General features: G+C 74.0%; 19 protein-coding genes. 8 read left to right on the forward strand and 11 right to left on the reverse strand.

The genetic code is table 11. The annotated features are described in order from the left end of the window. The first annotated feature begins 118 nt into the window (after positions 1–118). The 3 genes from ACIRBX_RS05200 to ACIRBX_RS05210 all read left to right on the forward strand — a co-directional run bounded on the left by ACIRBX_RS05200 (position 119) and on the right by ACIRBX_RS05210 (position 3314). Complete coding sequence (locus ACIRBX_RS05200) at positions 119–1534, forward strand: NAD(P)/FAD-dependent oxidoreductase (RefSeq protein WP_402293808.1); 1416 nt, start codon at positions 119–121, stop codon at positions 1532–1534. Positions 1535–1704: 170 nt separating this feature from the next. Continuing rightward, positions 1705–2073 carry a DUF6188 family protein gene (locus ACIRBX_RS05205; RefSeq protein ID WP_402293809.1) on the forward strand — a complete coding sequence of 123 codons (369 nt, stop codon included), beginning with the start codon at positions 1705–1707 and terminating at the stop codon, positions 2071–2073. A gap of 32 nt (positions 2074–2105) precedes the next feature. Next, entirely contained in the window at positions 2106–3314 is a 1209-nt protein-coding gene (locus ACIRBX_RS05210) for a DUF5685 family protein (protein WP_402293810.1), read from the forward strand. 90 nt (positions 3315–3404) lie between these two features. Here ACIRBX_RS05210 and ACIRBX_RS05215 read toward each other — a convergent pair whose 3' ends face one another. The 3 genes from ACIRBX_RS05215 to ACIRBX_RS05225 all read right to left on the reverse strand — a co-directional run bounded on the left by ACIRBX_RS05215 (position 3405) and on the right by ACIRBX_RS05225 (position 10128). Next, positions 3405–4703 carry a YhgE/Pip domain-containing protein gene (locus ACIRBX_RS05215; RefSeq protein ID WP_402293811.1) on the reverse strand — a complete coding sequence of 433 codons (1299 nt, stop codon included), beginning with the start codon at positions 4701–4703 and terminating at the stop codon, positions 3405–3407. A 154-nt stretch (positions 4704–4857) separates the two neighbouring features. Continuing rightward, positions 4858–7440, reverse strand: coding sequence for a collagenase (locus ACIRBX_RS05220; protein ID WP_402293812.1), 2583 nt, complete (start codon positions 7438–7440; stop codon positions 4858–4860). Positions 7441–7848: 408 nt separating this feature from the next. Further along, the gene (locus tag ACIRBX_RS05225; RefSeq protein WP_402293813.1) at positions 7849–10128 is read right to left on the reverse strand and encodes a glycosyl hydrolase family 18 protein; all 2280 of its coding nucleotides are present in this window, start codon (positions 10126–10128) and stop codon (positions 7849–7851) included. A 269-nt stretch (positions 10129–10397) separates the two neighbouring features. Here ACIRBX_RS05225 and ACIRBX_RS05230 point away from each other — a divergent pair, with 269 nt between their 5' ends. After that, positions 10398–12062, forward strand: a complete 1665-nt coding sequence (locus ACIRBX_RS05230) for a carbohydrate binding domain-containing protein (RefSeq protein ID WP_402293814.1) — start codon at positions 10398–10400, stop codon at positions 12060–12062. Positions 12063–12167: 105 nt separating this feature from the next. Here ACIRBX_RS05230 and ACIRBX_RS05235 read toward each other — a convergent pair whose 3' ends face one another. Together ACIRBX_RS05235 and ACIRBX_RS05240 are read right to left on the reverse strand one after the other, a co-directional pair. Then, positions 12168–12827 (reverse strand): 4'-phosphopantetheinyl transferase family protein, encoded by a 660-nt coding sequence (locus ACIRBX_RS05235; protein ID WP_402293815.1) that lies wholly within the window; start codon positions 12825–12827, stop codon positions 12168–12170. Positions 12828–12959: 132 nt separating this feature from the next. Continuing rightward, positions 12960–13517, reverse strand: coding sequence for a CGNR zinc finger domain-containing protein (locus ACIRBX_RS05240; RefSeq protein ID WP_402293816.1), 558 nt, complete (start codon positions 13515–13517; stop codon positions 12960–12962). Positions 13518–13600: 83 nt separating this feature from the next. Between ACIRBX_RS05240 and ACIRBX_RS05245 the strand changes: the two genes are divergently transcribed. After that, complete coding sequence (locus ACIRBX_RS05245; protein WP_402293817.1) at positions 13601–14485, forward strand: alpha/beta fold hydrolase; 885 nt, start codon at positions 13601–13603, stop codon at positions 14483–14485. A 31-nt stretch (positions 14486–14516) separates the two neighbouring features. Here ACIRBX_RS05245 and ACIRBX_RS05250 read toward each other — a convergent pair whose 3' ends face one another. Then, the gene (locus ACIRBX_RS05250; RefSeq protein ID WP_402293818.1) at positions 14517–15674 is read right to left on the reverse strand and encodes a serpin family protein; all 1158 of its coding nucleotides are present in this window, start codon (positions 15672–15674) and stop codon (positions 14517–14519) included. Between the two features lie 93 nt (positions 15675–15767). After that, positions 15768–16235, reverse strand: a complete 468-nt coding sequence (locus tag ACIRBX_RS05255; RefSeq protein ID WP_402293819.1) for a GNAT family N-acetyltransferase — start codon at positions 16233–16235, stop codon at positions 15768–15770. 398 nt (positions 16236–16633) lie between these two features. Here ACIRBX_RS05255 and ACIRBX_RS05260 point away from each other — a divergent pair, with 398 nt between their 5' ends. Beyond that, the gene (locus ACIRBX_RS05260; protein WP_402293820.1) at positions 16634–18109 is read left to right on the forward strand and encodes an MFS transporter; all 1476 of its coding nucleotides are present in this window, start codon (positions 16634–16636) and stop codon (positions 18107–18109) included. Positions 18110–18362: 253 nt separating this feature from the next. On the opposite strand, the gene ACIRBX_RS05265 is transcribed toward ACIRBX_RS05260, so the two are convergent. From ACIRBX_RS05265 to ACIRBX_RS05275, 3 genes are all read right to left on the reverse strand, one after another. Then, complete coding sequence (locus ACIRBX_RS05265) at positions 18363–19028, reverse strand: SDR family oxidoreductase (protein WP_402293821.1); 666 nt, start codon at positions 19026–19028, stop codon at positions 18363–18365. A gap of 101 nt (positions 19029–19129) precedes the next feature. Further along, entirely contained in the window at positions 19130–19696 is a 567-nt protein-coding gene (locus ACIRBX_RS05270) for a DJ-1/PfpI family protein (RefSeq protein WP_402293822.1), read from the reverse strand. A 165-nt stretch (positions 19697–19861) separates the two neighbouring features. Then, the gene (locus ACIRBX_RS05275; RefSeq protein WP_402293823.1) at positions 19862–20665 is read right to left on the reverse strand and encodes a VIT1/CCC1 transporter family protein; all 804 of its coding nucleotides are present in this window, start codon (positions 20663–20665) and stop codon (positions 19862–19864) included. A gap of 242 nt (positions 20666–20907) precedes the next feature. Here ACIRBX_RS05275 and ACIRBX_RS05280 point away from each other — a divergent pair, with 242 nt between their 5' ends. Continuing rightward, positions 20908–22014 (forward strand): helix-turn-helix domain-containing protein, encoded by a 1107-nt coding sequence (locus tag ACIRBX_RS05280; protein WP_402293824.1) that lies wholly within the window; start codon positions 20908–20910, stop codon positions 22012–22014. A gap of 566 nt (positions 22015–22580) precedes the next feature. Here ACIRBX_RS05280 and ACIRBX_RS05285 read toward each other — a convergent pair. Further along, positions 22581–23363, reverse strand: coding sequence for a S1 family peptidase (locus ACIRBX_RS05285; RefSeq protein WP_402293899.1), 783 nt, complete (start codon positions 23361–23363; stop codon positions 22581–22583). Positions 23364–23531: 168 nt separating this feature from the next. Between ACIRBX_RS05285 and ACIRBX_RS05290 the strand changes: the two genes are divergently transcribed. After that, positions 23532–25028 carry a DHA2 family efflux MFS transporter permease subunit gene (locus tag ACIRBX_RS05290; protein ID WP_402293825.1) on the forward strand — a complete coding sequence of 499 codons (1497 nt, stop codon included), beginning with the start codon at positions 23532–23534 and terminating at the stop codon, positions 25026–25028. Positions 25029–25216: the final 188 nt, after the last annotated feature.

Genomic DNA, 25216 nt, shown 5'->3' on the forward strand with positions numbered 1-25216 from the left:
CCCGGACCCGACACCGTGCCAGCCCGGACGGTGCGGAGCTGACAGGGTGTCGGGGCCCGGCACCGGTCGGCAGGCGGTAACCTCCCGGGACGTTGTCGAGACGAGGCAGGTCACAGCGGTGAGCAGCGTGAGTTCCGCCCCCAGCGGTCCCGTGGTCAACGGGGACGTGTCGTTCTGGTACGCCGCCACCGGGCTGCCGGAGCAGCGCCCGCCGCTGGCCGGCGACCTCCGGGCGGACGTCTGCATCGTCGGCGGCGGGTACACCGGGCTCTGGACGGCGTACTACCTCAAGAAGGCCGAGCCCAGCCTGCGGATCGTGCTGCTGGAGCGGCGGTTCTGCGGCTACGGCGCCTCCGGGCGCAACGGCGGCTGGCTGTACAACGGCTTCGCCGGGCGCGGTGCCTTCGCCCGCCGGTACGGCAGACCGCGCGCGCAGGCGATGCAGCGGGCGATGGACGCGGCGGTCCACGAGGTGGTGGCGGTCGCCGCCGCCGAGGGCATCGAGGCGGACATCGCCCTCGGCGGGGTGCTCGAAGTCGCCCGCACACCGGCCCAGTTGGCACGGCTGGCGGCCTTCGCCGACGAGGAGCGCGGGTACGGCGAGACCGAGCTCCAGGTGCTGACGGCGGACGAGGCGGCGGCCCGGATCGGGGTGGACGGTGTGCTCGGCGGTACCTGGACGCCGCACGGCGCGCGGATCCAGCCGGCCAGGCTGGCCCGCGGTCTGGCCGCCGTGGTGGCCGGGCTCGGGGTGGAGATCCACGAGGGCACCCCGGTCACCGCGATCCACCCGGCCCGCGGCACCGCTCCGGCGAGCGCCGAAACGCCCTACGGCACGGTCCGGGCCGGTCATGTGCTGCGCGCCACCGAGGGGTTCACCGCCGGGCTGCGGGGCGAGCGCCGCACCTGGCTGCCGATGAACTCCGCGATGATCGCCACCGAGCCGCTGCCGCCGGAGTTCTGGGCCCGGACCGGCTGGGAGGGCCGCGAGGTGCTGGGCGACTTCGCGCACGCGTACATGTACGCGCAGCGCACCGCCGACGACCGGATCGCGCTCGGCGGGCGCGGCGTGCCGTACCGCTTCGGCTCGCGGACCGACAGCGACGGCTCCACCCAGCAGGAGACGGTGCGTCAGCTCCGGGAGGTGCTCGGCCGGTTCTTCCCGGCCGCCGCCGGGGCCCGGATCGACCACGCCTGGGCGGGCGTGCTGGGAGTGCCCCGGGACTGGTGCTCCACCGTCGAGCTGGACCGCCGCAGCGGCCTCGGCTGGGCGGGCGGCTACGTCGGCTCGGGCGTGACCACCACCAACCTGGCCGGGCGCACCCTGCGCGACCTGGTGCTCGGGCAGCACACCGAGCTGACCGCGCTGCCGTGGGTCGGCCACACCGTCCGCCGCTGGGAGCCGGAGCCGCTGCGCTGGCTGGGGGTGCACGGGATGTACGCCGCCTACCACGCCGCCGACCGCCAGGAGGCGGACGGCCGGGCCACCACCTCCCCGATCGCCCGGGCCGCCGACCGCATCGCGGGCCGCTGACGGGCGCGGGCCCGTCCCGGCACCCGCTCCGGTCACCGTCCCCGTTCCGGTCACCGTCCCCGCTCCCGTCCCCGACACCCCCCGGGTGCGTGACGCGGCGCCGTCCCACGGGTCACAATGGCGGCGCTGGGAACGTGCACGGACGAGCGTGCCGAGCGCCGGGAGGGCGGATGGGCCGGTCCATCACCGAGGTCCTGACGGGCCGTCGGGTGGAGAAGGTGCGGGGCGCGGGCCGGGTCCGGCTGGACCTGGACGAGGGGCTGACCGTCCTGCTGGACAGCGACTTCCGGCTGCGCACCCCCGGCGGGGTGGAGCACTTCTTCCCGCACCTGGGCAGCGACGTGTCCGGCGGTCTGGCCGACCTGGCCGGTTCGCTGGTCACCGGGGTCTCGGTGACCCCGCCCGGCGGCCTGGAGCTGGCCTTCGACTGCGGGCGCCGGCTCTCCGTCCCGGCGGACACCACCCCCGGCCCCTGGCAGGTCCTGGGCCCGGAAGGGCCGTTGTTCACGGCGGAGCCGGGGGGATACCTTACGGGGTGACGGAGCGTCATCCAACGGGGGGAACCACCAGCGTGTTCGGCATCATCCGACCGTGTCGCCACAGCCTGTCCGAGTCACTGCGCACCGAGTGGCTGGCCCACCTCTGCGGGCTCTGCCTGGCGCTGCGCGACGACCACGGCCAACTGGCCAGGACCGCGACCAACTACGACGGGCTGGTGATATCCGTCCTGGTCGAGGCCCAGTCCACGGCCGGCCCGGACCGCCGGCAGGCCGGGCCGTGCCCGCTGCGCGGGATGCGCGGTGCCTCGGTGGCCAAGGGCGAGGGGGCCCGGCTGGCGGCGGCCGTCTCGCTGGCGCTGGCCTCGGTGAAGGTCAAGGACCACGTACTGGACCGTGACGGTGCGTTCGCCCGGCGCCCGGTCGCGGGGGCGGCCGGTGTGGTGGCCCGGCGCTGGGGGCGGCAGAGCGGTCAAACCGGCGAGTCGGTCGGCTTCGACACCGCCGTGCTGACCCGGGCGGCCGAGCGGCAGGGCGAGCTGGAGCGGTCCGCCGGGCTGGGCAGCCCGGTGCTGCTGGTCACCGAGCCGACCGAGACGGCCACCGCCGAGGCGGTGGCGCACACCGCCGTCCTGGCCGGGCGCCCCGGCAACGCGGCGGCCCTGTACGAGGTCGGCCGGCTGTTCGGCCGGCTGGCCCACCTGCTGGACGCCGCCGAGGACCAGGAGGAGGACGCCCGGGTCGGCGCGTGGAATCCGCTGACCGCCACCGGCACCGACCGTGCGGAGGCCGAGCGGCTCTGCCGCGATGCCGTGCACGGCATCGAACTGGCCCTGAAAGACGTGGAGTTCACCACTCCGGCGCTGCCGCACCGCCTGCTGGTGCACGAGACCCGGCGGGCCGCGGACCGGGTCTTCCGGCCCGCCGCCCACTCCCACGCCCGGGGCCAGTCGTACCCGCACTCGCCGCCGCAGGCGCCGGGGCAGCCGCCGCAGGCCCCCGAACCGCCGCGCCGTAACCGGTGGCTGCCGGCCGCCTGCGCGATGTGGACCTTCATGGCCTGCACCGGGCAGCTGCTCTGCTGCGAGCACGAGGACCCGTTCACCGGCCGGCGCAAGGAAGGGGCCTGTGCCAACGCCGACTGCGGCAGCTGCGACCCGAGCGGGTGCGGCGAGTGCTTCAAGTGCTGCGGGAGCGACTCCGAGGGGGACGGTGGCGGGGGCTGCGGGGACGGCTGCGACTGCTGCGGCTGTGACGGCTGCTGCTGCGACTGCGGCGCCTGACGCCCCGTCGGACCGCACCGTGCCCGGCCCGCACCCGACCCGGCGCTCCCCGGCCCGCCCGGCCCGCGACTTCCCGGCCCCCGCCCGCCGTCAGGCCGGGTGCGGGCCGGGCGCCGGGACCATCCGGTCCAGGCCCTTGCGGTCGTAGTACCTGGTCATCGCGAAGCCGAAGACCACCCCCACCACCAGCCCGATCCCGATCATGATCCAGCCCCGGGTCAGCCCGGCGTCGGCCCGGGCGTCGAAGTAGAGGATCGACCGGACGCCGGAGGCCAGTTGGCGCATCGGCTCGAAGACCGCCAGGAAGCGGTAGAAGCCGGGGACGGCCTCCAGCGGCACGGTGGCGCCGGAGGACGGCAGGGCCAGCGCGATGAAGACGAACATCGCGACCAGCTGCCCGATGCTGCCGAAGGCCGCGTTGATCGCCTGCACGCCGAGCCCGACCGACAGGCAGGCGCAGTAGGAGAACAGCCAGAGCAGCACCCCGTGCGGGGCGTCCATGCCGAGGATCGTGATGGTGGCGAACATGATCAGCGAGGTGGTGAGCACCGAGAGCCCGGCGGTCATCACCATCTTGATCACCAGGGTCTTGGTCCGGCTGATCGGGAGGGTGGGACGGCGGGTGTGCCATGGGCCGATCTCGGTGTCGGCGTAGCCGAGCGCGGTGTCCACCCCGCTGTGCACGATGTTGGCGCAGAGGAAGCCGGCCAGCACCAGCAGCAGGGTGTAGTAGAAGGCGCTCAGGCCCAGCCCGGTCCGGGCCCCGATCGGGTGGCCGACCTGGGTCCGCACCTCGACCGGATCGGCCAGCAGCAGCTTGGTGGTCGGCGCGGCGCCGGCCAGCGCCTGGCTCGCGGTGAGCTGCTGACCGACCGTCACCGAGACCTGCCGGGCCGCCTTCTGGGTGATCTGGGAGGCCAGCGAGGAGCCGAGGCTGCCCATCCCGGGGTTGGTCAGCACGGTGAGCGCGGGCCGCACGGTGGCCTGGGTGGTGGTCAGGCCGGCCACCGTGGCGGTGAAGTCCTCCGGCACCAGCAGCGCGCCGTAGACCTTGCCGGAGTCCAGCTGGTCCTGGGCGGCGGCCCGGTCGAGCTGCCGCCACTCCACCTGGCCCTCGGGGGTACCGCCGCTGACGGCGGCGGCCACCTGGGTGCCGAGGTTGGTCTGCTGTCCCGGCAGCGGGGCTCCGGCGTCGGAGTTCACCACGGCGATCGGCAGCCGGTCCAGGCTCTCCGAGGGGGTCAGGATGCCGCCCATGTAGAGCAGCGAGAGCACCAGGGTCACCAGGGCGCTGAGCACCCCGGGTGCGATCCAGAGCTTCCATCGGCGCAGCACCCGGGCGGCCGAGGCCCGGCCGTCGGGGGCGCTCGGGGGGATCGCGGTAGACATTCCACTCCACGTGCTCGACGGGGCGGCCGGCGCCGCCGCTTCCCCCCGACCATAGGCCGCCACCCGCGCACCGCCCCGACACGACACAGCCGCGCCCGCCGTCCGGTGCACGGGGCACCGGACGGCGGGCGCGGCCCGTCGATCGGGGGTCGGGTCAGAACTGGACGCTGACGGTGACTCCGCTGAAGTCGGTGACGGCGTAGAGGCTGATGTAGCGGTAGCCGGCCGTCGGGTTGTTCACGGTGATGGACTGGGTGGTGCCGTTCAGGGTCGACGAGGCCGTGAAGGCGGACGGCGAGGCCCAGTTGTCGGCGTTGTAGTACAGCTGCGCGGTGCCGGTGCCGCCGGAGGTGTCGACCTTCAGCGTGCTGGTGCCGGCCGGCAGGTAGACGTACATGTAGTCGGAGTTGCCCTTGGTGCGGGCGCGGTCCGAGCGGGAGCAGTTCTTGCCGAGCTCGTCCAGCCGGGTCTGGGTGCAGGCCGGCAGGGTGACCGGGCCGCCGTCCACCAGGGTGGTGACGGTGGTCGGGGTGGTGGCCGAGCGGCCGGTGTCGTCGGTGGTGGTCAGCGCGACGGTGTAGGAGCCGGCCTTGGCGTAGGTGTGACTGGGGTTCTGCTCCTGCGAGGCGGGGGTGCCGTCACCGAAGTACCAGCTCCACTTGACGACCCGTCCGGAGCCGGTCTGCACCGAGCGGTCGGTGAGCTGCACGGTGGCGCCGTTCACGGTCTGGTCGAACAGCGACGTCGGGCCGGGGGCGTAGCAGGCGCCGGCCGCGCAGGCGTCCAGCCAGCTGTTGAAGTCGGCGTCGTAGCGGGGGCCGAGGTCGTTGTAGAACGCGTAGGCACCCTGGTAGTCGGCCGCCCGGAAGCGGTCGAGGATGGTCTTCACGTCGGCCGGGTGCTTCTCCAGCATGTAACGGACCGCCAGGTAGCCCCACGGGTAGACCCGGTTGGAGTCCGAGTTGCCGTAGGTGGTCTGGAACAGGTCGCTCAGCTTGTAGGTGTGCTTGGCGGCCTGGGCCATCGCGTCCACGTCGGTGGCGCCGCGGTAGGTGTAGGAGACGTACTCGGCCAGGCCCTCGACCCACCAGATGGTGGGCACCGACATCTGGGTGGAGAAGCTGCCCTTCATGTCGTAGATCGCGTCGAGGTAGTGGGTGTACTCGTGGTTGAGGTTCCACACCCGCGCCGGGTCGTTGACGTTCCAGGCCTTCTGGTGCATCACGATGCGGGCCTGGTTGTTCGGGTCGGTGGCGTCCATCACGGTCTGGCCGCCGTTGTCGGTGCCGTTGTTGAAGATCGGCCACGAGTAGGTGACGTAGTCGGCCTTGTTGGCGAAGATCCCGACCACCACGGTCTTGGCGTACTGGTTGGGGATCGCGCCGTTGTCCTTGACGATGCCGTGGACGACCGCGTCCTGGTTGCGCAGGCTCGCGCAGACCTGGTCCAGCTCGGTCCGGGACAGCGCCTGGGCCTTGATGATCTTGTTGTCGCAGGTCAGCTGGTTCGGCAGCACCTTGGCGGTCATCACGGCCGGCAGGTCACAGGTGCCGTAGTAGCCGCAGTCGCCGGGCCAGCTGACGCTGACCTGGAAGGCGACCTTCACCCAGAGCGCGCCGTACGGGCCGGGGATCGGGGCCGACTCCAGCACCCGCTTCACCTGCGGCTTGGCGACCGCCGCGATGGTGGCGTTGGCGCCGGAGAGCTTGGTCAGGTTGTTGCCCGCGTTGGCGGCCAGCGCACCGTTCGCCCCGGCGAACAGGCCGCGCTGGTTGACCGCGAAGTCGGCCAGCGTGACGAGCAGGCTGGGGTCGGCGGTCAGCGCGTTGATGAACTGCGGGTTGGAGGCGCCGCGCCAGGTGGGGGTGCGGAAGATGGTGTTGACCGCGTTCGACATCTTCACGCTGGCGTCGTACGACTTGTCGTACGCGTTCAGGTAGCGCTTGTAGACGTCGAGGAAGCTGCCCTGCAGGTTGATGCTGTCCGTCAGGATCAGCGCTTCCTTGAGGATGTCCGCGTTGGCGTCGGTGACGTCGTTGGAGCGCGGGTTGGCGAAGTAGGCGTCCGCGCCGAGCTTGACCGCGTTGGTCAGGCCGCTGTCGTAATTGCCCACCTGGGCCGGGAAGTTGTACTGCGCGTAGTAGCCGGCCCGGAGGAACAGCACCAGCTGCTGGATGCCGTTGGCATTGGTCCCGTTGTAGGCGTTCGCCTTCTCCTTGTAGGCCGCCGCCACCGGCACCATCTGGGACTGCTTGAACACGCCGCCCGCGGTGGTCGCGTTGACGCCGTCGAACAGCGTGGAGACGCAGTCGGTGGTCGAGTTCAGCACGAAGTCGACCAGCGCGGTGCCGGTCCGGGAGGAGAAGTCGGCGGGGGTGCAGCTGGCCGCAGCGGCTGCCGCGGCCGCCAGGCCGGCGGTCTTGCCGGCCGGCTTGGCGGCGGGCGCCGGGGCCTCGGTGGTCGCGCCGGCGGACTTCAGCTCGCTCGGCTGGCTGAGAACCTCGGGCGACAGCGGGGCGACCGCGCCGTGGTGGTGCTCCGCCTCGTCGTCGGTGTCGGCGGTGACGTCCGTCGAGGCACCCGCGGGCTTGGGGAACGCGGGGGCAGCGACCGGGACGGGCTTGCCACCGGCCCGGGCGGGCGCGGCGGTCGCGACGGCGGGCATCAGGGAGCCCGCCGTGATACAGCCGGCCACCAGGCCGGCCGCGAGGGTGGGCAGGGGTATGCGCAGACGCACGGCCAAGTCCTCTTCGTTGTGGGGGTGAAGTTCACGGGACGTCAGGCGGGCTATGGGGGAATTGGCATGCATACTGCCACCCCTGGAGCCAGAGAACAATGTCACAGTTCATATGACATACCCAGGACCTCCTCAGGACCGCCGCCCACCGGACACCCCCGTACGCTCCCGGTCAGCCCTGTCCTGGTCTGGCAGTCCTTACCGGATGCCGATCCGTCTCGACCCCGGGCCATCCCTGACCAGGGCCGTCATCCCCGTACCCGGCGCGAGCCCCTGACGCCCGGTCAGATCCGGCCCGTGAGGGCCCCGGCCACCGCCGCGGGCCGGAATTCTCATCCGCGCACAGCACCGCACCCCGTGGCCGTAGCGGCCACGGGGTGCGGTGGGGACTGCCGGACGGGGCGCCGGCTACTTCAGCCCGGCGTCGAGCGCGTTGATCAGGGTGCCCGACGGGGTGTCACCCGTCATCTCCCAGATCATCGCGCCGAGCAGGTTCCTGCTCTTGATGTAGGCCGCCTTCTTCCCGATCGACCAGGCGTCGTCGAAGGTCCACCACTGACCGCCCGCCCCGGTGTAGCCGTAGGTGGAGACGGACTGCTCGTCGTGGACGACCGTCAGGTTCGGGAAGGTGGTGATCAGGTTGTTGTACCCCCTGGTCCCCGCCTCCTCGGCGAACTGGCCGGGTGCCGCGCCGGTGGCGGACTGCCACTCGCCCTTCACCCCGCCGTCCGTGACGCCCTGCCAGCCCCGGCCGTAGAACGGGAAGCCGATGGTCAGCTTGCGCGGGTTCACCCCGGCGTCCAGGTACGCCTTGACGGCGGCGTCGGTGGAGAACTTCACCGGGTACGGGTCCTGGGCGTCGGCGTAGAGGTTGGCCTGGTGGCCGGCCCGGTTGGGCTCCCAGGAGTTGTCGCTGCCCGCGCCGTGGAAGTCGTAGCCCTGGACGTTGGCGATGTCCAGGTACTTGAAGATCTGCGACAGGTCCCAGCCCTGGGCGATCTTGGCCGGGTCGGCGGGGGTGAAGGCGGTGAGCAGCTTGTGCGAGCCGCCCAGCGCGTCCAGCTGCTTGCGGAACTCGGCCAGCAGCGCGGTGTTGTTGGCCTTGTCGTTGACGCTCCAGTGGTTCCCGGCGTGGCCGTCCGGCGAGCCGGGCCACTCCCAGTCCAGGTCGATGCCGTCGAAGATCCCGGCCGCCACGCCCGGGCCGCCGGCCCCGTTGTAGGCGGGCAGGTCGCCCTTGATCCAGACGTCCAGGCAGGACTTGACGAACTTCTGCCGGGAGGCGTCGGTGGCCGCCACGTCGGAGAAGTACTTGGAGTAGGTCCAACCGCCCAGCGAGACCACCACCTTGAGGTGGGGGTACTTGGCCTTGAGCTTCTTCAGCTGGTTGAGGTTGCCGCGCAGCTTGCCCCAGCCGTCGTCGGCCACCCCGTCCACCGACTGCGCGGCGCTGAACGGCCGGCCGTAGTCGGCGTCCGCGTCGCCCGCGCCGGTGCCCTGGTCCGGGTCCTGCGGGTTGGCGGTGGTGCCCTTGGTGACGCCCGCCAGGCAGGTCAGGTTGACCGGGTCGATGTTCTCGAAGGCGTAGTTGATGACGTCGAGCTTGGCGGCCGAGCCGGAGGTGTCCAGGTTCTTGACGAAGTACTGGCGGCCGTAGATGCCCCACTGGGTGAAGTAGCCGACCCGGGTGTACTTGCCGGGGCCGGCCAGGTCGGCGGTGGTGGCGGTGAGCGGGGCGGAGTGCGGCGAGAGGTTGTCCACCGCGTCCCGGGCCCGGACGGTGAAGGTGTAGGCGGTGGCCGGGGCCAGCGAGGCCACCGTCGCCGTGGTGCCGGTGACGCTCTGGGTCAGCGCACCGTCCTTGTAGACGTCGTAGGAGACCACCCCGACGTTGTCGGTGGAGGCGTTCCAGGCCAGCGCGATGGAGCCCGAAGTCACCGTGGTCGCCCGGAGGTTGGTCGGCGCGGTGGGCGGCACCGGGTCGCTCGCCGGGTCCGTGGTGGTGAGCTGCACCGGCTGGCTGACCGGCCCGAGGTTGCCCCGGGTGTCCTTGGCCCGCACGGTCAGGCTGTACCCGGTGGCCGGGGTGAGCCCGGTCGCGGTGCCCGAGGTGCCGGTCGAAGTCCCCACCACGGCCGTGCCGTTGAGGATGTCGTAGGAGGCGACGGGGTAGTCGCCGGGGGTGGCGGCCGGCCAGCTCAGCGCGGCCGACTTGGTGGTCAGCGCGGTCACCACCGGCTTGCCGGGGGTGCCGGGCGGCACGTCGGGGGTGCCGTCGCACTTGTCCCCGTTGACGGTGCAGCCGGTCGGCGTGCCGATCGGGCCGCTGGCCACGAACCAGAAGCTGTACGGCTCGGTGGTGCCGTTCGGCTGGACGGTGGCGTTGTAGTAGGCGTTCTTGGCCACCACGTGGCGGCCGGTGACGGTGGCGTCGCCGTTGTAGCTGCCACTGATCGAGACTCCGGCCGGGAGGTCGAACTCCAGCGTCCAGCCGGTGACGGCGGTGGTGTTGGCGTTCCTGACGACGAAGGTGCCCTTCCACCAGGAGCCGTTGTCGGCGGTGGTGAAGGTCGCGGTGAGCCGTCCGGCCGCGTGCGCGGGTGGGGCCGCGAGCGTGAGGAGGGCGACCGGGAGCAGCAGCAGGCTGCTGAGCAGGGCGAGCAGCCTGCTCCTGAGGTGCGTGGGCATGGTTCTCCTGTGGGTGTGGGGGTTCCGTACAGGGGGGTTGCAGAACCAGAACCGTGCTGTGCCGTCCGGTCGGGGGACGGCCGGATCGCGCCGGGCGATGTGAGGATGAATGTAAGAGGACTGGACCACAGCGTCAACAGGTCCATACCATTTGCGCGACACCGTCAAGCCGCCGGGGTGTGCCCCAACCATGCCCCGGCCCCCCGAACCTGACGGATCGTCATCTTCTTGCGCTCGGTACCACCCATCCCCCACTGGAGGTACTCCCCTTGCGTACCCGCACCCGCCTGCTCTCCCTGGCCGGCGCCGGCGTCCTGGCAGCGACCGCGGCACTCACCGTGCCGACCACCGCCCAGGCGGCCAACCTGCTGACCAACCCCGGCTTCGAGACCGGCTCGCTCTCCGGCTGGTCCTGCACCGGCGGCCTCGGCTCGGTGGTCTCCTCACCGGTCCACGGAGGCTCCAAGGCCCTTGCCGCGGCCGTCAGTTCGAGTGACACCGCGAAGTGCACCCAGACCGTCGCGGTGCAGCCCAACACCGCCTACACGCTGAGCGGCTGGGTCCGCGGCAGCTACGTCTACCTCGGCGTCACCGGCGGCACCTCCACCTGGACTCCGTCAGCTGCCGACTACACCAAGCTCTCGGTCTCCTTCACCACCGGAGCGACCCAGACCAGCGCCCAGATCTACCTCAACGGCTGGTACGGGCAGGGCACCTACTACGCCGACGACATCAGCCTGGACGGCCCCGGCGGCAGCACCGACACCCAGGCGCCGACCGCCCCGGGCACCCCGCTCAACACGGGCAAGACCGCCTCCACCGTCTCGCTGACCTGGGGCGCGGCCACCGACAACGTCGGCGTCACCGCCTACGACGTCTACCAGGGCGCCACCCTGGCCACCACGGTCACCGGCACCAGCGCCACCGTCTCCGGCCTGAGCGCCAACACCTCCTACACCTTCACCGTGCGGGCCCGGGACGCGGCCGGGAACGTCTCGCCCGCCTCGAACCCGGTCACCGTCATCACCGACAACGGCCCGCCCCCGCCCCCCGGCTTCAAGCAGGCCGCCCCCTACCTCTACAACGGCTGGGGCAACCCGCCGTCCCCGACCACGGTGATGAACGCCACCGGCATCAAGTGGTTCACCATGGCCTTCATCCTGGCCCAGAACGGCTGCAACCCGACCTGGGACAGCCAGCGTCCGCTGCTCGGCGGCGTCGACCAGACCGTGATCAACCAGATCCGGGCGGCCGGCGGCGACGTCGTCCCGTCCATCGGCGGCTGGAGCGGCAACAAGCTCGGCCCCAACTGCTCCACCGCCGAGGCTCTGGCCGGCGCCTACCAGAAGGTGATCGACGCCTACGGCCTGAAGGCCATCGACGTGGACATCGAGAACACCGACGAGTTCGAGAACGCCACCGTCCAGGACCGGGTGATCACCGCCCTGAAGATCGTCAAGAACAACAACCCGGGCCTGCGGACCATCCTCACCTTCGGCACCGCCACCAGCGGCCCGACCTCCTGGGGCAACCGGCTGATCGAGCAGTCCAAGGCACTGAACGCCAACATCGACGTCTTCACCATCATGCCGTTCGACTTCGGCGGCGGCGCCGACATGTACGGCAACACCATCAGCGCCGCCGAGGGTCTGAAGACCAAGCTCAAGTCGGTCTTCGGCTGGGACGACGCGACCGCCTACGCCCACCTCGGCATCAGCGGCATGAACGGCCTGAGCGACCAGCAGGAGCTGACCAGCACCGACACCTGGACCAAGATCCGCGACTGGTCCAACACCAAGCACATCGCCCGGCTGGCCTTCTGGTCGGTCAACCGGGACCGGCCGTGCCCCGGCGGCGGTGTGCAGGAGACCTGCTCCGGCACCACGCAGACCGACTGGCAGTACACCAAGATCACGGCCGGCTTCACCGGCTGACCCGCCCGGGCCGCGCGGCACCACGCCCCACGCCGCGCGGCTCCACACCGGTCGGCACCACACCGGTCGGCACCGCCACGCGGCACCGCCGCGCCTGCCGGGGACTCAGAGCTCCAGCAGGCGCGGCTCCTCCGCCGCCACCACGCCGACCACCGCACCGCGCGCCTCGTCCACCCAGTCCAGCAGGTGCAGGCCCTCCCAGGTCCCCCGGACCGGCGAGCCGTCCAGCGGGACGGCGGAGAGGTCCAGCTCGGCCAGGGTGTCCAGGGTGGCGCGGCCGATCTTGATCAGCGCCTCCTTGCGCACCCAGAACCGCAGGAACGCCCGCTCCGGCTCCGGGTGCTCCTTCAGCACGGCCAACTCGGCCGGGGCCAGCACCCGTTCGGCCACCTCGGCGACCAGACCCCGGGCCGGCTGCTCGACGTCCACCCCGACCGGACCGAAACCGGCCGCCGCCGCCACCACGCCCCGTCCGTGCGAGAGGCTCACCTGCACCTCGGGGTGGTCCGCGATGAACGGCCGCCCGTGCCCCTCCTGCTCGCAGTCCGGGCAGAGCTGAAGCAGCGTCAGGGCGGCGGCCTCCGTCCCCAGCAGCCGAGCGGCACACTCCCGCACCAGCACGTGGGCCGCGACGAAGTCGTCCCGGGTGGAGTCCTTGCGGAACCGCGCCGCCCTGCCCCGCTCCACCTCGGTGAGCAGGCCCTCCCCCGCACCGGGCCGCGCCAGCACCTCCGCGCTCCCCGCAACCACCACCAGCGGTTCCACCGCACGCCTCCCTCACTCGACCCGGACGAGCGTACCGCCCGGCCCGCCGGACACCCGAACGACCCGTGCGGCCCACGGCCCCTCCCCCGCCACCGGGCTCGGCAGCCCAGCCACGCCCCGCCGACCGCCCGCTCAGCCGCCGTCGCGCTGCCGCCGGTAGTGCCGGGCCACCCGGGCCCGGTTGCCGCAGGTGGCCGGGGAGCACCAGCGGCGGCGGGGGTTCGCGGGCACGAAGAGCAACTCGCAGTCCTCGGCGGCACAGTCCCGCACCGACGCCAGCAGCACCGGCCCGGACAGCAACTCGGCGACCGCCTCGGCGAGTTCGCCGGCCAACCGGGCGGCGGCCGGCCCGGTCCGCCGACGTCGCAGCACCGCCCCGCCCGGCCCCGGCAGCAGCTCACCGACCAGTGGCGCGGCCAGCAGCCGGGCGTTCAGTGCGTCAAGCACCGCCCCCGGTACCGGCTCACCCCGCCGGGCCCGGCCGACCGCGGCCACCGCCAGCTCCCGCACCTCCCGGACGGCCGCCAGCTCCGCCGCCCCGATCACCGCGGGGACCTCCAGCAGGCCCCTGCCGTGCTCCAGTTCGAGCCAGCGCCGGAGCGCCGCCGGATCGGCGAGCCGGTCACCGTCCCGGGGGCGGGTGTTGAGCAGGTCCAGGGCGAGCGGCTCACCCGTCAGCGGATCGGTCACGACCTAACGGTAAATCAAACCCTTGACACATTAGAAGACCCTCCGCCAAGCTAATGCCACGAACCCCACAGGAGGCATTAGACATGGTCGCCCGAATCCGCCACCGCCACCTCTCCGTCGACGGCCTGCGGGTCTTCTACCGGGAGAGCCTGCCCACCGACCCGGACGCTCCGGTGATGCTGCTGCTGCACGGCTTCCCAACCGCCTCGCACCAGTACCGCCGCCTGTTCGACGCGCTCGGCACCCGCTACCGCCTGATCGCCCCGGACTACCCCGGCTTCGGCCACAGCGAGGTCCCCGAGCCGGCCTCCACCGGCGGCCCGTTCGCCTACACCTTCGACCGCCTCGCCGAGGTCACCGAGCGGTTCGTCGAACTCCTCGGCCTGGAGCGCTTCGTGCTCTACGCCTTCGACTTCGGCGCCCCGGTCGGCTTCCGGCTGGCGCTGCGTCAGCCGCACCGGATCGCCGGCCTGGTGATCCAGAACGCCAACGCCTACACCGAGGGGCTCTCCCCGATGGCCCGGGACTTCATCGCGCTCCGCCCGGAGCAGCCGGGCGCCGAGCAGACCGTCCGCGAGCTGCTGACCCTCCCGATGACCCGGGGCCAGTACGAGGGCGGCACCGTCGACCCGGAGCTGATCGCCCCCGAGGGCTGGACCCTGGACCAGCACTTCCTCGACCAGCCCGGCCGCACCCGGCCCCAGGTCGACCTCGCCTTCGACTACCACAGCAACGTCGAGCAGTACCCGGCCTGGCAGCAGTGGCTGCGCGAGCAGACCCCACCCGCCCTGGTGCTCTGGGGCCGCCACGACGCCTTCTTCCCGCCGGCCGGCGCCGAGGCGTACCTGCGCGACCTGCCCGATGCCGAGCTGCACCTGTTCGACACCGGGCACTTCGCCCTGGAGGACCACCTCCCGGAGATCGCCCCGCTGATCGCCGACTTCCTGGACCGCACCCGGAAGCAGTGACCCCCGCCGCCGACGCCCGCCCGACGCTCCGTCAGCGGGCGGCCGGCACCGGCTCGGTGTGCCAGCCGGCGACCATCGCCATACCGGTCGCCCGGTGCACCGCCACCCAGGCGAACGGCCGGTCGAAGGCCACCCGCACCGTCCGCACCCGGCGCAGCAGCGGCATCCCGCGCCGCATGGCCACCGCCGTGACCACCCCGGCCCGGAACCCCTCCGCCGAGAACTCCGCGGTGGCCGCCTGGGCCGCCGCACCGACGACCAGCGGATCGGCCGGGGAGATCCCGGGGAACGGACCGGGCGCCCCGAGGCCGAACAGCTCCGCCCGCGCCAGCAGGTCGTGGTCGGCGGAGACCCGGAACGGCACGGTGGTGACCAGCAGTTGGTCACCGGGCCCGGTGCCGTCGGCGATGCCGACGACCAGACCCGGGCCGGGCTCGCCGTCCGGCAGCTCCGCCATCGGCACCCCGCCCTCGGGTGCCGTCAGCGCGGCGGCCAGCACCGCGCCGGGCTCCGCCCCCTCGACCCCGAGCAGCAGGCGGACCTCCACCCCGCCGGTGCCGGGCAGCCGCAGCTCGGTGACCGGCCCGGCGGAGGTCTCCCGGAGCAGCAGTCCCCCCGGCCGCAGGTCCACCGCCGGCACCGCGAGCCGCAGCCCCGCCAGCCGCAGCCCCGCCCACGGGCCCGCAGAGGGGCTCAACGGGCCCTCGGTGAACGGGTGGTGCCACGTGGTCCGCACCGCCAGTGCACTCGCCAGCACCAGCCTGGTCCACGGCGTCGGCCGCAGCGGGAAGCGCGGCACCAGACCGTCGGTGTGCCGGCTCGCCCAGGCATCGAAGTCCGGACCCTCGGTCACCCGGCCGTCCTTCAACCGCCCGTGACTGTCGGCGGGCAGCCCCGCGAGCCACTCGGCGCCGAGCACCAGGTCCTCCGCCGTCCACAGCCCGACGGCCGCACCGACACCCTCGGTGCCCTTCAGGAGTGCGATCAACTCCCGTGCCTGCTGGGCACCTCGGCCCGCCGGAGCGCCGACCGCCCGCTCCAGCCCGGCCCGTACCCGTCCCTCCGCACCGGTCGCCAGGAAGGCCAGCAGCGGCCACACCCCCAGCCCCGACAGCACCGTGCCCGGCGCACCCCGCTCCACCTCGGCCCACCGCGCCGTCAGCGCGTTCACCGCCCGCACCGCGTCCATCCCCCGTGGCTCCTTCCGCCGCTGCCGCCGCCGTACGGCGGGGCCGGCGCTCACTCTCGCAGCCCAGGGCACCGGCGGCCACCCGTCGGACCGTCAGGCCACCCCGCCCGTTCCGGGACCTCGGGACACCCCCGCCGTCCGCCGGTAGACCACCGACCCGCGCACCTCGAAGCCGGCCCGCTCGTACAGCCGGTTGGCCGCTTCCCGGGACGGCCGCGAGGTGAGGTCCACCGTCCGTGCCCCGGCCGCCTCCGCCAGCCGCACCGCCTCGGCGGTCAGCGCCGCCCCCACCCCGTGGCCGCGCGCCGCGCCGTCCACCACCACGTCCTCGATCCGGGCCCGCTGCCCGCTCGGCAGTGGCAGCAGCACCAGGGTCAGCGTGCCGACGATCCGCCCCTCCAACCGGGCCAGCAGGACCGTGTTCGCCGAGCAGGCCAGCAGCCGGGCCACCGCCTCCCGGTCCAACGGCACGGCGGAGGAGGACAGTTGCGGCAGCAGACGGGCGAACGCGGCCACCAGCTCGCCGTCCGCCTCCCGGGCGATTCCCACCTGAACGCTCATGACCGGACAGCCTGACCGGACAGGTCCGCACACCGGGGAGCAAGCCGAGGTGTCACCCGCCCGCAGCCGGGTAGGCGCGAACCACCGAACCCGAGGAGGCCGCCATGACCGTGCCCGTTCCCCCGGACCCCGACGTCCGCCCGCCCCGCCCGGACACCCGCCCGCCGCTCCCCGAGCCGCCCGCCCCCGGGCCGAGCCCCGAACCACGGCCCCCGGCCCCCACCCCGCTCCCGGACCCCGTCCCGGATCCGATGCCCCCCGCACCTGCGCCCGCGCCCGGGCCCACACCTGCGCCTGCGGGGTGAGACCGGCAGGAGCACAGCGCGAAAGGTGCACGAGTACGGGACGGACCTGACCCACACCTCCCCTGCGGTCCGTCCACCGGCTAACCTCCGTCAGTGCACAGAACAGCGAAGCAGAACCGAATCCTCGCGGTCTGTCTGGCGGGCGGCTTCACCACCATGCTGGACAACTCCGTCCTCAACATCGCCGTCCCCGCGCTGCGCAGCACCCTCGACGCGTCGCCCACCCAGATCCAGTGGATCGTGGCCGGCTACTCGCTGGCCTTCGGCCTGGCCCTGATACCCGGCGGGCGGCTCGGCGACCTGCGGGGCCGCAAGCAGTTCTTCGTCGCCGGGATCGCCCTCTTCGTGCTGGCCGGCCTGGTCGCGGCCACCGCCACCGACGCCTGGCTGCTGGTCGCCGTCCGGCTGCTCCAGGGGGCGGGGGCCGGTCTGGTCAACTCCCAGATGATCGGCACCCTCCAGGACGTCTTCACCGGCCCGGCCCGCACCAAGGCGCTCGGCCTCTACCAGGTGACCTGTGCGGTGGCCATCGCCCTCGGGCCGCCGCTCGGCGGCGCGCTGATCGCGCTGGCCGGCCCCGAGTGGGGCTGGCGGCTGGCCTTCCTGATCAGCGCCCCGTCCGGTCTGGCCACCCTGCTGCTGGCGATCCGTCACCTGCCCCGCCCCGCCCCGCGCGCCGTCGGCGCCGCAGCCACCCCGGTCTCCCTCGACCCGTTCGGCCTGCTGCTCACCGCCGCGATCACCGTCACGGTGATGCTCCCCTTCGTGACCCCAGCCGGCCTCCCGGTCAAGCTCGGCCTCGGCGCCGGTGCGCTCGCCCTGACCGGGCTGCTGGTGTGGTGGCAGCGGCGCTGCGTGGCGACGGGCCGTCAGCCGCTGATCCACCCCGCGCTGCCGCGCTCCGCGCCGTACACCCTGGGCACGCTCACCGCGATGGCCCAGTTCGGCGCCTCACTGGCGGGCAGCCTGGTGCTGGTGATGTTCCTCCAGGACGGCCTCGGCCTCTCCCCGCTGGCCGCCGCGGCCGTCACCCTGCCCTCCGCGCTGGCGATGGCCGTGGTCTCCTCCTTCGCCTGGCGGGCGGTGCAGCGCTTCGGCGCGCACGTGGTGCCGCTCGGCCTCACCCTGGCGCTGGCCGCCGTGCTGCTCAGCGGCCTCGCCGCGCTCTGGACCACGACGCCCTGGCTGCCCGTGCTGCTCGGCCTCGGCCAGCTCTGCACCGGCGCCGCCGCCGGCCTGGTGGTCTCCCCCAACCAGGCCCAGGTGCTCCGCTACGCCCCGGCCGAGGCGGCCGGGGTGGCGGGCGGGATCCTCCAGATGTCCCAGCGGATCGCCGCCGCGGTCGGCATCTCGGCCATCTCCGGCATCTACCTCAACAGCTCCGCCGCCGACTCGGGCACCGCGTACTTCCAGGCCGCCCTGGCCTGCACCGCGGTCTTCGCCCTCGCCCTCCTGCTGGCGGTGCTGGCCAACCGCCGCACCCGGGCCCAGAGCGAGACGGAGACCGAGCCGGAGTCCGGGGCGCCGGCCCGCCCCGGGGTGCGCGAAGGCGCCGCCCGGACGGACTGACCGCCGGCCGGCGCGCTCGGTGCAGGCCGGAGGTCCCGCCCGAGCTCGACGGCCCGTCCTGAGGATGCGTCAGGCCGTACAGCGTCGGGCCCGGCACGAGCAGCGCGGCCCGGCCCCCGCCCATCCGTCGGTCCGCTCCTCCGCCGGCCTGCCCGGCCCTCACCGTCGCCCTCGGCCTCTGCGCACCCCCTCCGCCCGTCACCATGGCACCGTGCCGCGAATCGGGCTTCGAGGGAAGCAGTCTGACGGCCCGTCAGGCGCTGGCCAGCGCCACCCGGACGGCCTCGGCGACGGGCTCGGCGCCGGCCGTGAGCTCCAGGGTGCGGCCGACGGCGGCGTGCGCGTCGAGCAGTTCGAGCAGCACCCGGGCCACGTCCTCCCGGGGGACGGGAGCCATCGGCAGGGAGGGCACGGCCAGCCGGACGTACCCGCTGCCCGGCTCGTCCAGCAGCGGGCCGGGGCGCAGCACCGTCCAGCCGATCCGGCGGGCCCGCAGGTCGTCCTCGGCCGCACCCTTGGCCCGCAGGTAGTCGGTGAACTCCTGCTCCATGCCCGGTGCCCCGGCCCGCTCGATCCCCATCGTGGAGATCATCAGGTACCTCGGCACCCCGGCGAGTTCGGCCGCGTCGGCGAACAACACGGCCGCCGCCCGGTCCACGCTGTCCTTCCGCGCGCTGCCACTGTTCGGCCCGGCCCCGGCGGCGAACACCACCGCGTCCGCCCCGCTCAGCCCGCCCGCCAGGTCGTCCGGCGAGACGGCCTCCAGGTCACAGACCACCGGCCGGGCACCGACCGCCGTCAGGTCGGCGGACTGCCCGGCCGACCGGATCAGGCCGGTCACGGTGTCCCCGCGCGCCGACAGCAGGCGCTCCAGCTTGAGCGCGATCTTCCCGTGTCCACCCGCGATCACCACGTGCATGCCCCGACGCTAACCCGCGCCGCCGCCCGGCGCCCGCCCCCACGCCGGACGCCCCGCAGCCCATCGAGGGCTGCGGGGCGTCCGGCCGGCATCCGGTCGGCTCACTCCACCGGGGCCTTCTCCCGCAGGATCTGCACGAAGGCCCGCATCCAGCCCGGGTGGTCCGGCCAGGCCCGGGCCGAGACCAACTGCCCGTCCACCACGGCCTCCGCGTCCTCGTACACCGCGCCCGCGCCGGTCACGTCCAGCTCCAGCGCCGGGTAGGCGGCGGTACGACGGCCCGTCAGGGCACCGCCCGGGAGGGTGATCAGCGGGCCGTGGCAGATCTGCGCGAGCGGCTTGTCGGCGCCCAGGAAGTGGGCGACGATCCGCTGCACGTCCGCGTCGTTGCGCAGGTACTCGGGCGCCCGGCCGCCGGGGATGACCAGCGCCACGTACTCGGCCGGGTCGACGTCCGCGAAGGCGAGGTCGGCCGGCCAGGTGTAGCCGGCCTTCTCGGTGTAGGTGTCGAAGCCCGGCACGAAGTCGTGCACCACGAACTGGAGCGTCTTCTTCGAGGGCGCGGCGACCACCACCTCGTAGCCCTCCTCGCGCAGCCGCTGGTACGGGTAGAGCACCTCCAGCGACTCCGCCGCGTCACCCGTGACGATCAGGACCTTCGCCGTCATTCCACGCCCCTCGCAGACCGGCCGCCCACCCGCGTGGGCGGTCCGTCCCCAACCCTTCCGTCCCGCTCCTCCGCAGGCAACGCACCTCGGTGATCACACCCGCGCCATGCTCCCGCGCGCCCCCTGTGCGCTCCCCTTGTGCGCCCCCTCCGGAGCGGACCGCCCTCACATCACGGAGGTCCCGGCCAGCCGGCCCAGACCGTAGGTGACCAGCGAGGCGAGCGCGACGATGAGCAGCTGACGGCCCGCCGTCCGCACCGCGCCCCGTCCCGCGCTGCGGCCGAGTGCGCCGCCGACCACCAGCGAGGCCAGCGCGGTGATCACCACCGAGGCCAGCACCGCGCCGTCGCCCGCCGCGAAGAACCACGGCAGCAGCGGCAGCAGCGCCCCGACCGCGAACAGCAGCAGCGAGGAGACCGCCGCCACCACGGGCGATCCGGCGTCCTCGGCGCTCACGCCGGCGAGGATCCGGGTGCCGGCCCGGGAGGCCGCCCGCCCGGTCATCACCCCCCGGCTGGCCCGCACCGCCGTCTCCCGGTCGAGGCCGCGCTCGCGCAGACTGGCCGTCAGGTGCCCGAGCACCACCGGCGGTGAGAGCCGCCACGCCTCGTGCAGCGACTGCTCCATCCCCCGCGCCACCTCGGCCTGGCCACGCACCGAGACCCACTCGCCGGCCGCCATCGAGAGGGCCCCCGCCACCAGACTGGCCAGCCCCGACAGCCGGACCGTCCCCGGCTCGGCGGCGGCGCCCGCCACGCCGAGGATCAGGCACAGGTTGGTGACCAGTCCGTCGTTGACCCCGAGCACCGCCGCCCGGATCCCGCCGCCGGCCACCCGCTCGGCGGTGGCCCGCATGGCGGCCAACTCCCGCTCGGCGGCGGCATCGTCCTCCGCCGATCGGTGCCCGGGCCGCCAGTGCGGCGCCAGCGCGTCCCAGTCCGGACCGGATGGCTCCATCGGTGCGATCACCGCCTCTCCGCTCCGCAGCGTACGGCGGCGCCCGGCTGACGGACGGTCAGGCGGCCCGTGTCGGTTTGACGTTCTCGGCATTCCGGGGATACCTGTCCATGACAATTATCTGTCAGGCTCACACCGTCCGTTCACCCGGTCTTGCCCGGCCCTTGACCCGGAACAGCGCCTCGCCCACCCGTTGTCCACCCCCAGACGTCCACCCCACTGGACACCCCTGGACAGCCCCCACTGGAGGTCCCGTGTCCGTCGAGCTGCACCAACCCGCCTCGGCCCGCTCCGACTTCGGCGCCCGGCTGCGCCACTGGCGCCTGCTCCGCGGCCTCAGCCAGGCCGAGCTCGGCCGCCGCCTCGGCTACGACGACTCGCACATCAGCCGGGTCGAGAACACCCGCCGCTGGCCACCCGCCGGGATGGCCGAGCGGATAGACGAACTCCTGGAGACCGAAGGCGAGTTGGCCGAGCTCTGGCCGCAGGTGGAGCGCGAGCGGCGGCGGCTCTCACAGCACAGCCGCAGCCTGGCCGCAGGCCCCGGAGCGGACACCCTGGCCCAGCTGCTCACGACCTACCGCACCGCCGCCCGCGCGGTCGGCGGCCACCCCCTGGTCGACGTCCTGGAGCACCACACCCGGCTGGCGGCCCGTCAGCAGCGCACCGCCCCCGCCGCCGAGCGCGCCCGGCTCGGCGCGCTGGCCGCCCGCTACGCCGAACTGGCCGGCTGGGCCCGCTTCGACCGGCTGGAGTACGGCCGGGCGCTCGCCTGGTACGACTGCGGCCAGGAGTGGGCCCTGGCCGCCGACGACCTCGCCGTCGCGGCGCTGCTGCTGGCCCGGCAGAGCGCGGTGCACTGGGCCGGCGGGCACTCGGCCGCCGCACTCGGCGCCGCCCGTGGCGCCGCCGCGCACGCCGCCCGCTCGGGCCGGGCGGTGGCCGAGGCCCGGGCCGCCCTCGCCCAGGCCCGGGGGCACGCCCTCGCCGGGGACCGCGCCGCCACCGAGGCCGCCCTGGAGCGCGCCGCCGACCGCACCGCCGCCGCCCCGTCCGCCGAGGCCGGCACCCTGCTGCTGCTCACCCACGGCACCTGCCACCGCGACCTCGCCGTCCGCACCGGCCGCCGCGCCCACGCCCGGATCGCCGTCGACGCCCTGGAGCAGGGGCTGACCCACCTCCCCCCGGAGCAGCAGCACTACCGCAGCCTGATCACCGCCCGGCTGGCCGGCGCCCTCGCCTGGGCTGGCCAACCCGAAGCCGCCGCCACCGCCTTGGCCCGCGTCCCGGCCGCCCCCGGCCGCGTCGCCGAGGAGCGCCGCCAGTCCGAACGCTGGCTCGCCCGGCACCGGCACCTCTGACCGCACCTACCTGCGGCGCGCTTCCGGCCGAGGGGGACAGGAGCCCTGCGGGAACGGGCGGCGGACCTGCGGTCGGACGCTCCGGGACCGAACGCCAGCGGACCGGGACGACGGGTGCCCCGGACGGACGCCGGGGCCCACCTGACGGTGCGTCGGAGCGAGGACGTCCGGCAGACGGGCCGCACCACCCGGCTCGCGCGGGACAGCCCGTACAGCCCCCGGCAACGCACCCGGGGAGGGCCGTACGGGCTACGGGCCGGATCGGGCCCGTACGGGGAAGCCGGCCCCGGGCCCGAGCACGGCACCGCGCGTCGGCCACCGGCCCGGGCAGGGCGTCAGGCATTCGCCCGACCACCGGCCACCCGTCCTGCCGATGCCTCAGGTACCGGCCCCGGCAGGGAACAAGCGGCGGAACCGACCACTACAGACCGCTTCACCCACAGCCCCGCTCGATCCCCCGCATCCTCCCCCTCCGGGGCGGCCGCCCACACGCCCCGCCCGGAGGGCCGCCGCAGACGGCGGACGGCCCCTCCACCGCGTGGTGGAGGGGCCGTCCCGAGGAACCGTCAGAGCGTGGCGGCGGCGGCCGAGATGGCCGAGGCGTAGGTGCTCACCTGGGTGTAGACACCCGGCTTGCCGGGCCGCGCGCAGCCCTCGCCCCAGCTGGTGATGCCGACCTGGATCCAGTTGTTGGCCGAGTCCCGGCGGAACATCGGGCCGCCCGAGTCGCCCTGGCAGGTGTCCACCCCGCCGCTGGCCAGGTTGCCCGCACAGAGCGAGGCGGCCTGGACCAGGCCCGGGTAGGCCGAGGCGCAGCTGGCGTCGCTGACGAACGGCACGTTGGCCTTCAGCAGGTAGCGCTGCTGCGCCCCGCCCTCGCTGGCCGCACCCCAGCCCGCGACCGTGAAGGTGCCGCTGTCGTAGGCGGTGGTGGAGGCGATCGGCAGCGTGGTGACGGCGGCCGGCACCGCCGAGGCGAGCTTGATCAGCGCCCAGTCCTTGCCGCTGGAGGCGCTGGAGTAGCCCGGGGCCCGGTACACCTTGGTGGACTTGATCTTCGTCGCGCTCGCACTCTGCAGGTCCACCTGGCCGACGGTGGCCGTGATGCTGGTGTTGTTGCCGGTGGCGCCGACGCAGTGCGCGGCGGTCAGCACCACCTGACGGGTGATCATCGCGCCGCCGCAACCCATCGACAGCCGCACCATGAACGGGAACTCGCCCTGGGCGGCCCGGGTGCCGCCGACCACGCCCGGCGTCACCTCCCCGGCCTGGGCGGGGAACGCCATGGCACCGGTCGCCAGCAGGGCGCCGGCCGCGAGCGAGGACCAACGGACCAGTTGACGCTTCATCATCAGCCTCCGAAGTGGGGGTCGGGAGGGCCCCAGCTTCGTTGTCCGGACACCGTCACCGTCAGGGGTGGGAGCCTGCCACCGCCGACTGGCAGGAGCACCGGCGCCGACCCGCCGCAGTCCGCGCCGGAGCTGGCAGAAGCCTCCGCCCCGGAGGAGGATCACCCCGTGGAGACCACACCCCCCGCCGACACCACCGACCCCGCCGAGGGCCTGCGCCTCGGCACCGCCCGGGGCCGCTGGGTGCTCGCCGCCACCGCGCTCGGCTCCGGCATGGCGATGCTCGACGGCACGGTGGTGAACGTCGCGCTGCCCCGGATCGGCGCCGACCTGGACGCCTCGATGGCCGCGCTCCAGTGGACCGTGAACGCCTACCTGCTCACCCTGGCCGGCCTGATCCTGCTCGGCGGCTCGCTCGGCGACCGCTACGGCCGCCGTCGGGTCTTCCTGGTCGGCGTGGTCTGGTTCACCGCCGCCTCCGCGCTCTGCGCGTTCGCCCCGACCGCCGGGCTGCTGATCGCGGCCCGCGCCCTCCAGGGCGTGGGTGGCGCCCTCCTGACGCCCGGTTCGCTGGCCATGCTGCAGGCGTCTTTCCACCCCGACGACCGCTCCGGCGCGGTCGGCGTCTGGTCCGGCCTCGGCGGGGTGGGCGCGGCGGCGGGCCCGTTCCTCGGCGGCTGGCTGGTGGACGGGCCGGGCTGGCGCTGGGTCTTCCTGCTCAACCTGCCGCTGGCCGCCGCCGTGATCGCGGTGACGGCCCGTCACGTCCCGGAGACCAGGGACGAATCCGCCTCCGGCCGGTTCGACGTCCCCGGCGCCGTGCTGGCCGCACTCTCGCTGGCCGGCCTCACCTACGCGCTCACCGAGGCCGGACGGGGCCTGTCCTGGCTGTTCGGCGTGGCGGGCGCCGCGCTCGGGGTGGCCTTCGTCCTGGTGGAGCGGCGCAGCCCTGAGCCGATGATGCCGCTGACGCTGTTCTCCTCCCGGCTGTTCTCCGCCGTCAACCTGGTCACGCTCTGCGTCTACGCGGCGTTCAGCGGGATCTTCCTGCTGCTGATGGTGCAGTTGCAGACCGTCTCCGGCTTCACCCCGCTGACCGCCGGCCTGGCGCTGCTGCCGATCACCCTGCTGATGCTGGCGTACTCCGGCCGGGCCGGGCGCTTCGGCCACCGGGTCGGGCCCCGGCTGCCCCTGGTGCTCGGGCCGCTGCTCTGCGCGGGCGGGGTCCTGCTGCTGCTCAGGATCGGACCGGGCGCCTCGTACTGGCGGGACGTGCTGCCCGCCGTCACGGTGCTCGGCTCGGGGATGACGCTGCTGGTGGCCCCGCTGACCGCGACCGTGCTGGCCGCCGTCGAGGTGCGCCGGGCGGGCATCGCCAGCGGGGTGAACAACGCGGCGGCCCGGGCGGCCGGCCTGCTGGCGGTGGCCGCCCTGCCACCGCTGGCCGGGCTGACCGGTGACGCCTACCTCGACCCGGCCCGGGTGGACCACGCCTTCGGCACCGCGATGTACGCCTGTGCCGGGCTGCTGGTGCTGGGCGCGGCGCTCTCCGCCCTCACCGTCCCACGCTCGGCCCTGGAACCGGAGCACGAGGCCGCCGAGCCGTCCTGCGCGTGGTACTGCGACGGCTCCGCGCCGCCCTTGGACCGGCCCCCGTCCGAGTGACCCCCGTGCACCCGGCCGGGGGCGGTCCGAGCTCCCCGTGAGCCAACGCCGATCCTGCCGGGCCGTCCGGGGCGGTGCATCCACCCCGGAGTTGAGACTTCGTCAGTGGTGTACACCAACGGGTTGACTTCCGTGCACGACCGACCTGCCCCGGCCCGGCCCGTCGAGCTGCCCGGCCCGGCGGCGTG

It is taken from the genome of Kitasatospora sp. NPDC096147 (assembly GCF_044763225.1).
Taxonomy (GTDB): domain Bacteria; phylum Actinomycetota; class Actinomycetes; order Streptomycetales; family Streptomycetaceae; genus Kitasatospora.

Bases quoted from the DNA above. Each gene is read 5' to 3' on its own strand.
- ACIRBX_RS05205 (WP_402293809.1), top strand. From the start codon at position 1,705: ATGGGCCGGTCCATCACCGAGGTCCTGACGGGCCGTCGGGTGGAGAAG.
- ACIRBX_RS05215 (WP_402293811.1), bottom strand. From the start codon at position 4,703: ATGTCTACCGCGATCCCCCCGAGCGCCCCCGACGGCCGGGCCTCGGCC.
- ACIRBX_RS05225 (WP_402293813.1), bottom strand. From the start codon at position 10,128: ATGCCCACGCACCTCAGGAGCAGGCTGCTCGCCCTGCTCAGCAGCCTG.
- ACIRBX_RS05245 (WP_402293817.1), top strand. From the start codon at position 13,601: ATGGTCGCCCGAATCCGCCACCGCCACCTCTCCGTCGACGGCCTGCGG.
- ACIRBX_RS05250 (WP_402293818.1), bottom strand. From the start codon at position 15,674: ATGGACGCGGTGCGGGCGGTGAACGCGCTGACGGCGCGGTGGGCCGAG.
- ACIRBX_RS05255 (WP_402293819.1), bottom strand. From the start codon at position 16,235: ATGAGCGTTCAGGTGGGAATCGCCCGGGAGGCGGACGGCGAGCTGGTG.
- ACIRBX_RS05265 (WP_402293821.1), bottom strand. From the start codon at position 19,028: ATGCACGTGGTGATCGCGGGTGGACACGGGAAGATCGCGCTCAAGCTG.
- ACIRBX_RS05270 (WP_402293822.1), bottom strand. From the start codon at position 19,696: ATGACGGCGAAGGTCCTGATCGTCACGGGTGACGCGGCGGAGTCGCTG.
- ACIRBX_RS05285 (WP_402293899.1), bottom strand. From the start codon at position 23,363: ATGAAGCGTCAACTGGTCCGTTGGTCCTCGCTCGCGGCCGGCGCCCTG.